Source organism: Orenia sp., from assembly GCF_055140805.1.
Genome location: NZ_JBSQYM010000064.1, coordinates 1 through 15,733 on the forward strand (window position 1 = coordinate 1; position 15,733 = coordinate 15,733).

The following is a 15,733-nucleotide window of genomic DNA, read 5'->3' on the forward strand; positions in this document are numbered from 1 at the left end:
GAGGACTAAAGCATCTTTTATTCCCCTCTCCTGATATGAGGAGAGGGGTTAGGGGTGAGGTGGGTTTTATATTACATTCTAAAGTTGTTTATCCATATATAGGTGTCCAAGTCTAAAGTGTAATTTAATAGGGGTATTGTGACCCTTTTAGGAATCAGGAGTCAGGAACTAGTTATCAGTGGAACAGACTGATTCCAGATTCCTGATTTCTGACATGAAAGTATCTCATTTTTTCTATATAACCTCATATTTAAATTCTATTTTATGGTTGTTTATCTATATTAATAAGTGCTTATCTAAGCACTTATTATAGAAACGGAGGGAGAGATGATAAGAAAGAGAGGGTTATTTTTAATATTAAGTTGTTCTTTTCTATTATTATTTTCGATTAACTTCGAGGCTAAAGGGGCTAAGAAAAATCATAGTCCAGTAATTAAGACTATTTATGTAAGTAAAGAGGCTATTGGTCTTGGCGAATCAGTTAAGATTGTAGTAGAAGCTGATGATCTTGATAAGGATCAATTGCACTATCAATGGCTAGTAGAAGATGGACGAATTTTTGGAGAGGGAGAGCAAATTACTTATTTCCCACCAAATGTTGGTGGTAGTTATAAAATTACTGTTATTGTTACTGATAATCAAGGTGGAGAAGTATCAACTAGTAGACTAATTACTGTAAGAAATTTAGAACTCTCTTTAGAAGTGGAAAAGACTATAATTCATCCTGGAGAGAAGATTGAAGTGACTGCTGATACTGGTAATTTTAAAGGTGAGTTAAGTTATGAATGGGCAACTGGAGATGATGGGAGTATTGAAGGGGAGGGTGAGCAGATTACTTATACTGCTCCAGATAAGGAAGGATTATATAATATCATGGTTAGCATAAAAAATAGAGAAGGGATGGATGTAAGAAGGACTATTACTGTTGAAGTTAGAAATTACTTACCTAAGGTTGTGAATAACCTTGTAGCTAATCCCAAATTTATTACTATTGATGATAGAAATAAAGAAGGAAAAGCAACCATTAGTATTGGTGCTATTGATTTAAATGATGATCAGTTAACTTATCTATGGTCTGCAAATAAAGGCAAGATTATTGGGCAAGGTGCAAGGGTTACTTATATCTCCCCAACTTATAGTATAACTGATACTGTTGAGGTCAAGATCTGTGATGGTTATGGTGGAGAAATTAGTGAAAAAATTGATATTGATATACTTAAGGTCTGGCAAAGAAGCTATGGTGGAATTGGTTATGATGCTTTTGAGGCAGTAACTAACAGAGAAGATGGGTATCTTGCAGTAGGCTATACTACTTCCTTTAATAAGGATTGGGTCTATCCTTCAGGCTATTTAGTAGGAATAGATGAGCAAGGCAAGGAGCTTTTTTATAACTATGATTTTTTTGACGGCAAAGAGGATTTATTCTTCAGTATAGTAGCAAGTGATGATGGAAATTATTTGTTAGGTGGGTATAAAGGTAACAATAAAAATCTCAGTAACGATGCTTATATTGTTAAAGTTGCTAAGAAAGATGGGAAGAAGTTAGCTGACTATATATTAGATGATTCTAAGAGTAATCAACAGATCTATCAGTTATATTCAACTAATAATGGAGAATATCTAGCTGTTGGTTATAGTAATAAGATAGGTAATGATGGTTATTTAGTAAAATTTAATGATAATGATCAATTATTAGAGTATACTTATAATCATGATGATAATATTGGCAGTAATGATTATTTTAATGATATTATAGCTAGTAGTGATGGTGGGTATTTATTAGTTGGTCATACTAGTTCTTTTGCTAATAGAGATGGTGATGGTCTATTAGTAAAGCTGGGTGCTGAAGGTAATAAGGTTTTTGAACAAACTTATGGTGAGCAGGATTCAGATGAGAGGTTTGAAAAGATAATTGGAACTGAAGATGGAGGTTATTTGTTAATAGGTGCCAGTGGATCTACTAAGAGTTGGCTCTATGATGGATATATAGTCAAGGTGGATAGCCAGGGAGAGATAATCTTTTCTGATACGTATGGGACTAAGGAGAGTGATGATGGATTTAGGTCAGTAGCCCCAACTGAAGATGGAGGATATCTGTTAGTTGGTTATAGCAATTCTGCTAATAAAGGCGATTATGATGGTTATCTGATCAAAATAGATGCTAAGGGTCAGCAAGAGTGGTCAAAGCTTTATGGTGGCATAGATCATGATGAATTTATGGATATTACAGTTAGTAATGATGGTGGGTATCTGTTAGTTGGTTATACAAACTCTTTTGCTAAAGGTGAGAGAGATGCCTATGTTGTTAAGATTGATAAAGAGGGTAGAACAGGACCAGATCCAGATGAGATAATCTTAAATAATTAATTTTTATAAAACGGGTGATTTTTGCCCGTTTTTTCTATTGAGATAGAGATATTAAGAGATTTTGTCTATGGTTTACATGTATTAAATATTAAAATAACCTTAATATAAAGTCTTAGAATTTAAGAAAACTAATAAAACTTAAAGTTAATTGAAAAATCTTGACATTCATTAGAGGGTATGTTATTATTGCTTTAGCGAATTAAAGTAATGATATGATAAAAAGATAAATAAAATGAGAGAGGTGTTTTTTTTAATGAATCCAGTACTTATATCAGTCATAGTAATGATTGGGCTAAGTTTAGCCAATCTAAATGTAATTTTAGCTCTATTAGTAGCAGCTATTGTTGGTGGTTTAACAGGTGGATTAGGATTAAAAGAGACTATGTCTACCTTAATTGGTGGTATGGGGGGAAATGCCGAGACTGCTTTAAGCTATATCTTATTGGGAGCTTTGGCTGTAGCAGTTCAGCAGACAGGAATTGTAGGTTTAATCAGTAATAGCAAAGCTTTGAAGAGGGTAATTGGAAATAAAAAGGGAGTATTTATTTTCATGCTGGCTATCTTTGCTAGTTTATCTCAGAATTTAATTCCAGTACATATTGCTTTTATCCCTATTTTAATCCCACCATTATTAGGATTATTCAATAAATTAAAGGTTGATCGTAGAGCTGTGGCTTCAGCTTTAACCTTTGGTTTACAAGCACCTTATATGGCTATTCCAGCAGGATTTGGTCTGATATTTCATGGTATTATTCGTGATGAGATGGCAGCTAATGGAATGGATGTAACTCTAGGTCAGATTGCTAGTGTATTATGGATACCAACTTTAGGGATGTTATTTGGTCTAATAGTGGCAATCTTCTTTACTTATCGTAATAAACGTGATTATGAGATCGATACAGCTCAGCAAGCTCAGTTAGAGGTAGCAGTTAGTAGAGAAAATAAAGTGACTTTTAATAAAACCCATGTGTTCTCTTTGGTAGCTATGTTTGCAGCTTTAGCTATTCAGTTAGCATATGGATCTCTACCTTTAGGAGCTTTGATTGGATTGATTATTATGACAATAACAGGAAGTATTAAATGGAATGACTTACATGATTTAATCGATGAAGGAATTAAGATGATGGGCTTTATTGCTTTTGTAATGTTAATTGCTGCAGGTTATGGTGATGTAATTAGAGCAACAGGTGGGGTGGATAGTATAGTTCAATCTGTTGTAGGTGGAATTGGTGGAAGCCAATTTATCGGCGGATTATTGATGCTAATCGTTGGTTTAGTAGTTACTATGGGAATTGGAACTTCCTTTGGGACTATTCCAATTATTGCAGCAATCTATGTACCCTTAGCTCAAAGTTTAGGGTTTAGTCCCCTGGCAACAATTATCTTAGTTGGTACAGCAGGTGCTTTAGGTGATGCAGGTTCTCCAGCTTCTGATAGTACTTTAGGACCATCTGCTGGATTAGATGCTGACGGTCAGCATGATCACATCTGGGATACGTGTGTACCGACCTTCTTACATTTTAATATTCCTTTGATCTTGTTTGCTTGGATTGCAGCATTAGTAATGTAATTAATTTAGTTTAAAAAGAGTAGCAGAAGCTTCTGCCACTCTTTTTTATTTATTGAATAACTAGCGCATAGAAGATGTAAGATATAGAAGAGTTTATAATCAATTTTGGATAAAAAACTTTGCAAGGGAGATTATAATATTAGAAGATTTTTAATTTAGAAGTTTGACATAATTGGTATAAGTTGTTATAATATAAATAAACACTATTGATAACTATTAGCAATAAAGTTACATATATCTATAAGGGGGAATGAAAATGGGTGAAGTAATTAAAGTTGGTACACAAGTTGAAGATTATACTTTTAAGACTCAATATGATAAAGAGATTAAATTAAGTGATTTTAGAGGAAAGAAGGTGCTTTTATCCTTCCATCCTTTGGCATGGACTGGGGTTTGTGCCAACCAGATGAGCGATTTAGAGAGTAATTATGATAAATTAAAGGAGTTAAATACTGTTCCACTAGGGTTGAGTATTGATTCTATCTATACTAAAAAAGCTTGGGGAGAACATTTAGGAATAGAGAAACTCTTGATGCCTGCTGATTTCTGGCCCCATGGAGATTTTGCTCAGAAGATGGGGATCTTTAGAGACGAGGATGGATTTTCAGAGCGAGCAAATATTATCTTAGATGAAGAGGGAAAGGTTATTTTTGCTAAGGTCTATGAGATCGGTGACTTACCTGATTTGAATGAAATTTTTGATTTTCTTAAGAATAATTAAATATTTGTGTGAAAGAAGAACTGCCATGGCAGTTCTTCTTTTTATTATAGACTAACGGACCTATAATAAAATTTAACTATAACGCTATATAGAGATAGTGCGATACTTTTTATAATGATAAATTTACTAGCCACAGGTTTCAACCTGTGGTGATGATGACATGTTATACTACGGGTTAAAACCCGTAGCTAAAACTTAAATTGTCGTAATATACCCATTAAGTTTCACTTTGAATTTACATAGCTATATCCTATACTTAGTTAAAATTTAATCAATCGAAATTATTTTATACTATCAAGTGGCAATTTAAAGTAGGCTGATATTATAACTATAGCTATAAAGACAAATCCCCAGGCTACTAAGGGCCTTTTGTGGTGAATTCTTAGAATAGAGAAGGTGATTATATTAAAGATAATAGAGTAACCTAGATGCCATCCATTATGATAAGAGATTGCTTGGCAAGGGATAGATATCAGCTCGATTAATGTGTAAAATAAGACCCATGTCAACATATAAATTAATTCTTTCTTTCCTTTTGGTAGATGGCTTAGATAGAGCAAGGTAGTACAGGGAAAGATAGTAAAGCTAACGGTTATAGAGATCAATGTATTATTAGGAAGAAGCCTTTCGATAATCGGTAACGGTTCAAATTTCCATAAAGGATAATTATAATAAAGCAGGTTATAAAGCAGGCTACAGATGATAAAAAAGAGGACAGATGGGTAATATAATCTCCAATTTCTCCAATCACTCCATTTATAAGTAGTATAGATAAAGGTGGTAAATAGAATAATTCGAAACACACAATTTCCCCCTAAGCTATGTTAATTATAATAATATTAAGGCTAACTCTTATGTCACTATAGAAATTTAGGTGATATAGATATAAAGCGACACTTTGTGTCAGTTGATAGTGGTTTTTACACGAAGAGTTTTGTTCTTTAAACTCGTAGGGATAGTGTATAGTTGATAGTAAAAAGATTAAATACTTTATGATTTAAGGTTTTGTACTTAACTATCCACTCTCAACTATACACTATACACTGGGGTTTAAAAGTGTCGCAATATCCATTGAGTTTCATTTTAAACCAACATATCTATAAGACCAATTCATTAATAAGATTTGTTAAAAACAAATTATTTATTGATTAATTTAAAAAATTAAATTAGAAAGAAGGAGTTTTAATAATAGCCAAGAATTAAATAGTATAGTCGTCTGACGTCTAATGATATTACATATTAATATTTATTAAAAAGTAAGTTTAAAAATAGCTTGAATGAATTAAGCTATTAGTAACAAACTAAATAATTTTTATAACCATTAAATTAATCAAGGGGGAATTAAATTATGCCAATTCATGTAGAGGCTAAGGAAGGTCAAGTAGCAGAGATTGTATTATTACCAGGAAATCCAGAGCGTGCTAAATATATGGCAGAGAAGTTCTTGGATAATCCAAAACTATATACAGATTATCGTCAAATGTATGGATACACAGGAACTTTCAATGGTGTTGAAGTTTCTATTCAGACAACTGGGATGGGGGTACCATCTATCTCCATTATTTTAGAGGAACTTAAGATGTTAGGGGCGAAGACTCTAATTCGTGTAGGTACCTGTGGAGCCTTATCCAATGATTTAGAGGAGGCTGATGTGATAATTGCCCAGTCTACAGCTACTATTGGAACTACTATCAATCAGATAAGTCCAGATATTACTTTAGCACCACCAGCAGATTTTGAGTTAATTAAAAATTTGTATGAGAGTGCTGTTGAATTAGAGATGCCAGCATATGTAGGTCAGATTGCTACTTCTGATTATTTTTATGGCAAATCACCAGATTATGCAGAAAATTTAAAGAAAGTAGCAGAATTAGGGGTTTTAGCTGTAGAGATGGAAACAGCAGCTTTATATAATATTGCTGCTAAATATGGTTTGAAAGCAGCTACTGTACTTACTGTATCAGACCATGTTTTTCAAAAAACTAGAGCTGATAAATCCAAGATTGCCGAAGGTGTAGATAGAATGACTGAGATGGTCTTAGATACTGTAACTAAAATTTATGGATAATTTTAAAGTAAAACTCCTCTAAATAGCAGAGGAGTTTTATAATTTAGGGGTTAAATTCAATTAACTTGGTAGATTACTCTTAATTCAGTTTTAAATTGCTTCTCTGTAGCTTCTTTGACATTATCAATATTAATTTCCTCTTGATAGATGGATAGCTTACTGGGGATGATCTCTTTTAATTGATAAATTCCGACTAGTTTAAGAGAAGAGAGCTTTAGAAGGGAATCCAACTTAGCTTTACTGTTGTTAATAGCTTTTTCAAGTAATTTTTTTTCCTGTTTTAGAGGATCTTTAAAGTTATAATAAGCCTTGCTAAGTTCATAAGAAAAGTCATAAGGTTGATTATAGCTTACTTTTTTACTGGCTGGATTGAGATCTTTGATTGTATCTATTAATTTATCTATATTTTCTATTGGATGGTCATCTATACTAAGTTCTAAGTAACTAATTCCTTTATAGATTTTTTTATCGAAGTGATTATTTTTTTCAAAATAGCTAGCTATTTTGATATCTCCTGTATTGATAGTTAGCTGATTTGAAAAGTACTCTTCTAATTTATTGGCTATCTTTTTTATTTCTTGTCTAAACTGATAGTTTAATTCTGATTGATTATTGCCTTCACCACTTATTTTTAATTTAATTATAGTTTGATTGGGCTTTAGAGTAATTTGTGCAGAACCTATAGTAGAGATATTTTTGAAATCTCTTTCTGCTTGAAGAGGTGGTGTTATAATTAGGTTCAATAAGATTATTAATATCAAGATTATAGTTTTTTTAATCTGTCTCACCTCACCTCACCTTCTGTAATTATACTTCTTGCTTAATTTTATTATAATACATTTGCTCTATAAAAGCTATTAACTACTTTGAATTATGGTTATAGAATAGAGAGATAGTGCGACACTTTCGTGTCGGTGTGAGTGAGTAGTTTGAGTGTGTGAGAAGTTCCTTTCTATTGAATTTCACTCACACTCCCACACCAACTTACACTTATAAAAAGTGTCGTAATATATCCATCAATAGATACTAATACATACAAATCTAGCTGTTGTAATTTTAAAATTAACTTTAATTAATACATTAAAGAAATCAACTGAGGTATATTAATATTAAAGATAGGAGGATGATAAGCAATGAAGAATAAAATAGTAGTAATTGGTGCAGTAGCAGCTGGGGCAAGTGCAGCCACTAAAGCTAGAAGAGAGGATGAAGGTGCTGAGATTATCCTTTTTGAAAAGGGACCTTATGCCTCCTTTGCTAATTGTGGTTTACCATATTATATTGGTGGAACTATTAAAGAGCGAAAGAACTTATTTCAAGTAAGTAATGAATATTTCCATAAGCGTTTTAACATAGATTTAAGAGTCAATCATGAGGTAAGCAAGATTAATAGAGAAAAGAAGTGGGTAGAAGTGATCAATCATCAAACAGGTGATAGCTTTAATGAAGAGTATGATAAGTTGATTGTAGCTGTTGGTGGAGAGGCTGTTAAACCACCGATAGAGGGAATTGATAGCAAAAGGATATTTAATTTATTGACTGTCCCAGATGCTGATGAGATTATGGATAAGCTAAAGAGTGATCCTCAAAGTGCTGTAGTAGTAGGTGGTGGCTATATAGGTATTGAAACTGCTGAGGAGCTGCATCGCAGAGGATTGGAGGTTACTTTAGTAGAGATGATGGATCAGATTATAGCACCTTTAGACAAGGAAATGACGATGCCTTTAGTCCAACATCTAGAAGAGCAAGGAATAGAGATTATTCTAAGTGATGGGGTAAGAGAGTTTCAAGAAGAAGGAGAGCTGATAAAGGCCATTTTGCAAAGTGAAAAGGAGATAAAGGCAGATTTTGTGATTTTAGCTGCTGGTGTAAGACCAAGATTGGAACTGATTAAAGATGCAGGTTTGGAGGTCAGTGAAGTAGGAGTTGTGGTCAATGAGTTTATGCAAACAAGTGATTCAGATATCTATGCTGCAGGGGATATAGTTGAGAGTACCCATTTAGTTACTGGAGAGAAGGTCAGGTTTGCCTTAGCAGGTCCTGCCAATAAGCAAGGTAGAATTGCAGGTGCTCATGCTGTTGGCAATGCTAAAAAGAGGTTTAAAGGAGTTTTAGGGACTAGCATTGTCAAGGTTTGTGACTTTACTGCTGCTAGCACTGGATTGAATGAAAAAGAGTGTCAAAAGCGTAAACTAAGCTATTATCCTGTCTATCTTGATAAAGGAGACCATGCTGGTTATTATCCTGGTTCTGAAGATTTGACAATCAAGTTACTTGTTGAGGAGGAGGCTGGCAAACTATTAGGAGCACAGTGTATAGGTAGAAAAGGTGTAGATAAACAAATTGATGTCTTTGCTACTGCTTTACAGGCCAAGATGACTGTAGAGGATTTAGAGGACTTAGATTTAGCTTATGCACCACCATACTCTTCAGCTAAGGGACCAGTAATTATGAGTGGAATGATTGCTTCTAATCATTTGCGTTATGAGACTGATTTAATCAGTCCCCAGGATTTAAAGTCTGCTTTAGAAGATGGAAAAGATATTCAATTAGTAGATGTTAGAACAGTTAGAGAGTATGCAGAAGGTTATATAGGTGATGCTAAGCCTATTCCACTCAACAGTTTGCGTAATAGAATAGGTGAGCTAAATCCAGACAAATATACTGTTGTCTATTGTAGAAAGGGATATCGGGGATATTTAGCCTATAAGATTTTAGTTGCTAATGGTTTTGATGTTGTAGAGAACTTAACAGGTGGTATCTTAGCCTGGAATCGTTTTAGTAAAGACAAGGAGTGATTTTCTTGACAAATCATTGTTTATAAGTTATATTATAATCATAGTCCCCCCCTCTGGTAGGGGGTTAATAAAAAGAAATTATATCGTATTATTTAAATATTAAGATATGAAATATGTTACTTATGCTATCATAGCATGATTAAAGTTATAATAATATTATCTTATGAAGGAGGTAAATAATATGAGAAAGAAAGGATTTTTAGGGTTTGTAGGGAAATTAAGTTGGACTGTTATTATAGCTTTTTTAATATTAAGTTGGTATTATCCGATTATAGGTAGTATAGCTTTAATCTGTATGATAGCACCACCACTTTTGGCAGTATTAAAGGGTGGTCGGGTCTGGTGTTCAACAGTCTGTCCACGGGGGAGTTTTAATGATAATGTTTTGGTTAAAATCAGTCGAAGTAGCAATATTCCAAGTGTTTTTAGGACTCTATTGTTTAGAATAGCTTTTGCTATATTCTTAATTTATAATTTTGTAGCTGGTTTGATTGAGGCTAATGGAGATCTAGTTAAGATAGGTTATGTATTTTATAAGATTATATTTATCACAACTGCGATAACTATCTTATTAGGTATTATCTTTAATGAAAGAACTTGGTGCTCTTTTTGTCCAATGGGTTCTTTATCAGCACTGATTACTAAGTTTAAACGTAAATTAAGAATAAGACCTAAGAGGATAGTCGTAGATAGTGCGACATGTGTAGACTGTAAAATCTGTGAGAAGAAATGTCCGATGGATTTAAAGCCGTATGATTTTAGTGCTGATAATGATAAGGACTTAGATTGTATCCACTGCAAAGAGTGTATTTATACCTGTCCAGTTAATGCTTTGGATTATAAATAAATATTAAGATAGATCGCAATATATTGGAGTTAGACATATAAATTATTAAAGAGATAATAATTTTTTTGACAGAGAATGTAGTTTTTTGTTACAATAGCTATTGATTGAGGTTGTTTTATAAAATTCTTAATCTTGGATATATTAATTAATAACTTGAAATTAGGGAGTGATATAATTGCCTTTTGATGTTTTATTTGGTAGTGAAGTAAAGAAGATATCTCCTAAAGAGGTAGAGGAGAAGTTAAGAAAAGGTGATATACAGATTTTAGATGTAAGAACAGAACAAGAATATAGTCAAGGTCATATTCCTAGGTCTATTAATATTCCTCTAAGTGAATTAGAGAATAGATTAAATGAATTAGATAGGAGTAAAGAGATAATCACTGTATGTGCCTCAGGTGTAAGAAGTGATAAAGCTGCTAGAAAGTTAATGGAGATGAGATTTGATATTGTTAAGAATATGGCTGGTGGCATGATGGCCTGGCAAGGAAGAATTGAGAAATAGTTATAAATAAAAGAAAGGAGAATTCTCCTTTCTTTTATTTATTTTAGATTTAAAATGTAGAATGTATTCTCATCAGCAATCAAATCATCTTCTAATCCATAGAGAGACTTTAATTCCTGCATAGCTTCTCTAGTATCTTTACCAAACCTTGCATCTGTATATCCTGCTTTTAATCCATGCTTTCTTAAGGTTTCTTGTAAGAGTAGCACATCTCTGCCCTTATCTCCATGTTTAAGAGGAGGTTTAATTTTTATAGAATCTCTTTGTCCAATCACCTTTACTCTAGTACCTATTTTGACCCAAGAGTATAAGATATTCACATCATTGTTATACATTCTAATACAGCCATGGCTAGCATTGTAACCAATAGAGCTTGGTTTATCAGTACCATGAATCCCATAATTACCCCAAGGTACATTCAATTTCATCCATTTATCCCCAAAAGGGGTACCATCCCACATATCTAGTTTCTGGATGATTCTCCATTCACCGATAGGGGATTTGCTAGACCATTTTCCTACAGCAACTTTAAAAGTATGATATTTTGCACCATCTGAATATACTGTTAATGTCTTATTGTTAGTATTAACAAGGATAGACACTTCTCCAGGAGGTGGCATGATTTCATCTTTTGTTATAGAAGGCTGATTATTTAAGTACCTATTTAAATTTATCCAGAAATCTCTATCAACTACACCATCTCCTGTTAGTCTATTAGCATACTGAAATCGCTTAACAGCTAAGTAAGTCTCCCAATCATATAAAGAATTAATATCTCCTTGATAAAATCCTAAGTTTGTAAGTTCTAACTGTAATGCTTTGATATCATCACCCTGCATAGGAGGGTAATGTAGTGAAATTTTACGATAATCATAACAGTCACAGGTACCGTTGCTTTCGTGGGCATAGGTGTTTAAAGAGAAGGTTAATGATAGAAGAGTTAGTAACAATATAACAATGATTTTAACCTTCATTTTTTCATCTCCTAAAATGTATAGATTTTTAGTTGTAGAAAAATCCAGTATATAAACCTAGTATTATTATATACATTGTAGGGGTTTATTATAAAATTTAAAGGGATAAAATTTAGTATATTAAATGATTAGATGGAGCTATAGGTGCATAGATAAATCTATTAATCCTTCAGCACCTAATTGTTGATATTATGATTTACCTTCAATTTTATTCCAGTGGAATAAGTAGAGCGGTATTACTAGCAATAATAGTAGAATTGATCTGCTGAGGTTTAAAATAATTCTTCTTTTTCTATTATACTCATCTCTTGTTTTACGTTCTTCATTCTGTTCTTTAATCATTTGTTGTATCTCTTTTTTTGATAGCTTAGGATAGTCTTTTTCATATCTTAGTTCTTTTTGAATAGAAGGTTGTAGATCAATAAATTGACGAGGATAAATAATATCTACAATAGTATTACCTAAGGACACTATTGCAAAGATAAATAAAACTATACAGATTAAACAGACTCCATAAAAATAACCATTTCTAAAATTGAGTTCTAGCATTTTGCCCTCCTTTCTTTGTTAATATTATTGACTTTTCCACGATTTCTGTAAAAAATTAGATTGATAACTAATAATGAAATATAAGAAATCGGTTATCGGGAATCTGGAATCAGTATAATTTACAGGTTTCTGACTCCAGATTTCTGATTATTAAAATTATATTATTAGTTAGTTTAGATATGATAAGCAATTACTATTTTAGCATATCTTCTTATTTATATTTTACTAGAAATATACTGCTTAATCAAAGTATATGTGTCGCCTAATGGCCAGTTAGATTTTCAGCTTAGAATACTTCTTCAGTGATTGAATTTAATAAGAACAATAAAAAGGATTATGCTATTTTATTGTATTTTCAATATTTGCCTTAGATTTAAAAAAGGTATAATAAAGTAGTAGAAGCAGATACTAAAAGTGTTTGTTTAATTAAAATAACAAAACATTATAGTAATAAAAATGAAAGGAGGAGATATAATGACAGAGGTTAAAGAACTAACAGAAACAGGATGGAACTTAGAGAATAGTTATGCTAACCTTCCAAAATCATTTTTTAGTATTATTAATCCAATACCGGTATCTTCACCAGAGCTGGTTATTTTAAACCATCCTTTGGCAGAAGAGCTGGGATTGAATATAGAGAAGCTAGAGAGCAAAGAAGGGGTAGAAATCTTTTCTGGCAACCAAATTCCTAAAGGAGCTAAACCTCTTGCTCAGGCTTATGCGGGGCATCAATTTGGCCATTTTACGATGTTAGGTGATGGTCGAGCTGTCTTGATTGGAGAACAGATTAGCCCATCAGGTAAACGCTTTGATATTCAACTTAAGGGTTCAGGGAGAACCCCCTATTCTCGCAGTGGAGATGGTCGAGCACACCTTGGACCGATGTTACGTGAATATATTATCAGTGAAGCAATGCATGGACTTGCTATTCCTACTACCCGCAGTTTAGCAGTGGTGACAACTGGTGAGAAGGTGAGGCGTGAAACTAATTTGCCTGGTGCAATTTTAACTAGAGTGGCTAGTAGTCATTTACGGATTGGAACCTTTCAATATACTGCCAACTGGGGTAGTCAGAAGGAACTTCAGATTTTAGCTGATTATGCAATACAGCGTCATTTCCCAGAAATTGAAGCTGATGAAAATCCATATCTTTCTTTACTTCAAGAAGTGATTAAAAAGCAAGCTAAATTGGTTGCCAAATGGCAGTTAGTTGGTTTTATCCATGGGGTGATGAATACTGATAATATGACCATCAGTGGAGAGACTATCGACTATGGTCCTTGTGCCTTTATGGATAGTTATGACCCCAAAACAGTCTTTAGCTCAATTGACCGTAAGGGTCGCTATGCTTATCAAAATCAGCCTCCCATTGCTCAATGGAATCTAGCACGTTTTGCTGAAACCCTTCTAGCTTTACTCCATGATGATCAGAAGGAAGCTATCAAGTTGGCTGAGGGTGTTCTTTCAGATTTTGCTAAATTATATCATCAAAATTGGTTAGCAGGGATGAGGGCTAAATTAGGAATATTTAATGAAGAGAAGAAAGATGAAGCTCTTATTGAAGAACTGCTGACTATAATGGAGAAGCATGATTTAGATTATACTAATACTTTTTTGGGATTGACCTTTGATAAATTAGAAGAGAGTGACTTAGCTGACAAGGTAGAATTTGTTCAATGGTATGAAAGGTGGCAGAAGAGATTAGACAGACAGCAAGAGTCAAAGTCTGACTCTTATCAATTGATGAAAAATAATAATCCTGCAGTAATTCCTCGTAATCATCGAGTAGAAGAGGCTTTAGAAGCGGCAATTAAAGAAGGAGACTATAGTGTAATGGAGCGCTTTCTTGAGGTTCTTGCTAACCCTTATGCCCATTCTTCCGAGCAAGAGGAGTACTCTATACCTCCTGATCCATCAGATATTCCCTATCAAACATTTTGTGGCACCTGAGCTACCATTGCTCTAAAAGAAAATAGTGGCTTTTGCTGGGAAGAAAAATTACTAGAGGAAGATATCTAAAAGAGATATAGCAGGCAACTCATAACAGGGTTGTCTTGTTTTTATGGAACAACCAACAATGATAATTACTCTCAAAATCTTTGGTTTTACCTTGATTTAAGCTCTAAATCCTAGTAAAATAAATATAGTATAAGTGATAACTTTAAAAGTAGATTTATAATGATTTTATTTATACTGATCATTTGTTAAAGCAAGTCACGTTTACATATTATTAGTAATATATATTAATTAGGAGGAGAGTAGTCATGAAATTCACTAAAATGCATGGATTGGGAAATGATTTTGTATTAATTGATTGTCTAGAGCAGGAAATAGAGAATCCATCTCAACTGGCTCAAGAGATGTGTGATAGAAACTTTGGGATTGGAGCAGATGGACTGATATTGATTCTACCATCAGAGTTAGCTGAGGCTGACTATAGAATGAGGATTTTTAATTCCGATGGTAGTGAGCCCCAGATGTGTGGAAATGGAATTAGATGCTTTGCCAAATACCTTTATCAAAATGAATTGACAGACAAGATCAAGCTCAATATAGAGACTTTAGCAGGGATAATTAGACCTGAGCTGATTTTAAAGGATGGAACAATTGAATTGGTTAAAGTCGATATGGGAGAGCCTATCTTAAGAAGAAGTGAGATCCCAATGTTAGGGGAAGATAAAGAGCAGGTAATCAAAGAAGAGTTGATAGTAGGAACAGAAACTTTTGAAGTAACTACTGTATCTATGGGTAATCCTCATTGTGTTATCTTTGTAGATGATATTGAAGAGATTGAGTTAACAAATTGGGGATCTCAAATCGAGACCCATAAATTATTTCCAGAGGATATCAATGTAGAGTTTATCGAAGTCCTGAATCAAGAAGAGATTGAAATGAGAGTTTGGGAGCGGGGAGCAGGAATTACCTTAGCTTGTGGAACTGGAGCTTGTGCTTCTACAGTAGCATCTATCCTAAATGGATATACTAATCGTAAGATTACTGTTCATCTAGCAGGTGGAGATTTAGTCATCGAGTGGTCAGAGAGTAATAACCGTGTATATATGAGTGGACCAGCTACTGAGGTTTTTGTAGGAGAATGGAAATTATAAAAAAGGCTAGCTTTAATATTAAATCAGATTTTGAAGATAAATTAATTATCTATATGTACGGTGAAAAAGAATTGTTAGCCACAGGTTTCAACCTGTGGTGTCTTATAAAGCCTACGGGTTAAAACCCGTAGCTAATTGAAATGTTAAATCTTTAATGCCATATATATGATTAAACTGCGAAAAAATAAAATAAACACTCCAAATTTTATTTTATTTACGATATTATA

Annotated in this window: 13 protein-coding genes; 9 read left to right on the forward strand and 4 right to left on the reverse strand. The window is 33.3% G+C overall.

Annotated elements, in window-relative coordinates:
- Positions 1–327 precede the first annotated feature (327 nt).
- From ACTCDL_RS07985 to ACTCDL_RS07995, 3 genes are all read left to right on the forward strand, one after another.
- Positions 328–2,367, forward strand: a complete 2,040-nt coding sequence (locus tag ACTCDL_RS07985; protein ID WP_463175640.1) for a hypothetical protein — start codon at positions 328–330, stop codon at positions 2,365–2,367.
- Positions 2,368–2,620: 253 nt separating this feature from the next.
- Positions 2,621–3,937 carry a Na+/H+ antiporter family protein gene (locus ACTCDL_RS07990; protein WP_463175641.1) on the forward strand — a complete coding sequence of 439 codons (1,317 nt, stop codon included), beginning with the start codon at positions 2,621–2,623 and terminating at the stop codon, positions 3,935–3,937.
- A 256-nt stretch (positions 3,938–4,193) separates the two neighbouring features.
- Positions 4,194–4,658: a redoxin domain-containing protein gene (locus ACTCDL_RS07995; protein WP_463175642.1), complete on the forward strand. Its 465-nt coding sequence runs from the start codon at positions 4,194–4,196 to the stop codon at positions 4,656–4,658.
- A gap of 281 nt (positions 4,659–4,939) precedes the next feature.
- Here the strand turns inward: ACTCDL_RS07995 and ACTCDL_RS08000 are convergent, their stop codons facing one another.
- Positions 4,940–5,461, reverse strand: coding sequence for a CBO0543 family protein (locus ACTCDL_RS08000; protein WP_463175644.1), 522 nt, complete (start codon positions 5,459–5,461; stop codon positions 4,940–4,942).
- Positions 5,462–6,006: 545 nt separating this feature from the next.
- Here ACTCDL_RS08000 and ACTCDL_RS08005 point away from each other — a divergent pair.
- On the forward strand, positions 6,007–6,726 hold the full coding sequence (locus ACTCDL_RS08005) for a DeoD-type purine-nucleoside phosphorylase (protein WP_463175645.1): 720 nt from the start codon (positions 6,007–6,009) through the stop codon (positions 6,724–6,726).
- A 56-nt stretch (positions 6,727–6,782) separates the two neighbouring features.
- Here the strand turns inward: ACTCDL_RS08005 and ACTCDL_RS08010 are convergent, their stop codons facing one another.
- A complete protein-coding gene (locus ACTCDL_RS08010; protein ID WP_463175646.1) occupies positions 6,783–7,514 on the reverse strand; it encodes an SIMPL domain-containing protein in 732 nt (243 codons plus the stop codon).
- 345 nt (positions 7,515–7,859) lie between these two features.
- On the opposite strand from ACTCDL_RS08010, the gene ACTCDL_RS08015 reads away from it, so the two are divergent.
- The 3 genes from ACTCDL_RS08015 (at position 7,860) to ACTCDL_RS08025 (ending at position 10,876) form a co-directional block, all read left to right on the forward strand.
- Positions 7,860–9,524, forward strand: a complete 1,665-nt coding sequence (locus ACTCDL_RS08015; RefSeq protein WP_463175647.1) for an FAD-dependent oxidoreductase — start codon at positions 7,860–7,862, stop codon at positions 9,522–9,524.
- Between the two features lie 181 nt (positions 9,525–9,705).
- On the forward strand, positions 9,706–10,371 hold the full coding sequence (locus tag ACTCDL_RS08020; RefSeq protein WP_463175649.1) for a 4Fe-4S binding protein: 666 nt from the start codon (positions 9,706–9,708) through the stop codon (positions 10,369–10,371).
- A gap of 175 nt (positions 10,372–10,546) precedes the next feature.
- Positions 10,547–10,876 carry a rhodanese-like domain-containing protein gene (locus ACTCDL_RS08025; protein WP_463175650.1) on the forward strand — a complete coding sequence of 110 codons (330 nt, stop codon included), beginning with the start codon at positions 10,547–10,549 and terminating at the stop codon, positions 10,874–10,876.
- Between the two features lie 38 nt (positions 10,877–10,914).
- On the opposite strand, the gene ACTCDL_RS08030 is transcribed toward ACTCDL_RS08025, so the two are convergent.
- Together ACTCDL_RS08030 and ACTCDL_RS08035 are read right to left on the reverse strand one after the other, a co-directional pair.
- The gene (locus ACTCDL_RS08030; RefSeq protein WP_463175652.1) at positions 10,915–11,850 is read right to left on the reverse strand and encodes a L,D-transpeptidase family protein; all 936 of its coding nucleotides are present in this window, start codon (positions 11,848–11,850) and stop codon (positions 10,915–10,917) included.
- Positions 11,851–12,039: 189 nt separating this feature from the next.
- The gene (locus tag ACTCDL_RS08035) at positions 12,040–12,399 is read right to left on the reverse strand and encodes a hypothetical protein (RefSeq protein WP_463175654.1); all 360 of its coding nucleotides are present in this window, start codon (positions 12,397–12,399) and stop codon (positions 12,040–12,042) included.
- 474 nt (positions 12,400–12,873) lie between these two features.
- Here ACTCDL_RS08035 and ACTCDL_RS08040 point away from each other — a divergent pair, with 474 nt between their 5' ends.
- Positions 12,874–14,349: a protein adenylyltransferase SelO gene (locus tag ACTCDL_RS08040; RefSeq protein ID WP_463175655.1), complete on the forward strand. Its 1,476-nt coding sequence runs from the start codon at positions 12,874–12,876 to the stop codon at positions 14,347–14,349.
- A gap of 314 nt (positions 14,350–14,663) precedes the next feature.
- Entirely contained in the window at positions 14,664–15,506 is an 843-nt protein-coding gene (gene dapF / locus ACTCDL_RS08045) for a diaminopimelate epimerase (protein WP_463175657.1), read from the forward strand.
- Positions 15,507–15,733: the final 227 nt, after the last annotated feature.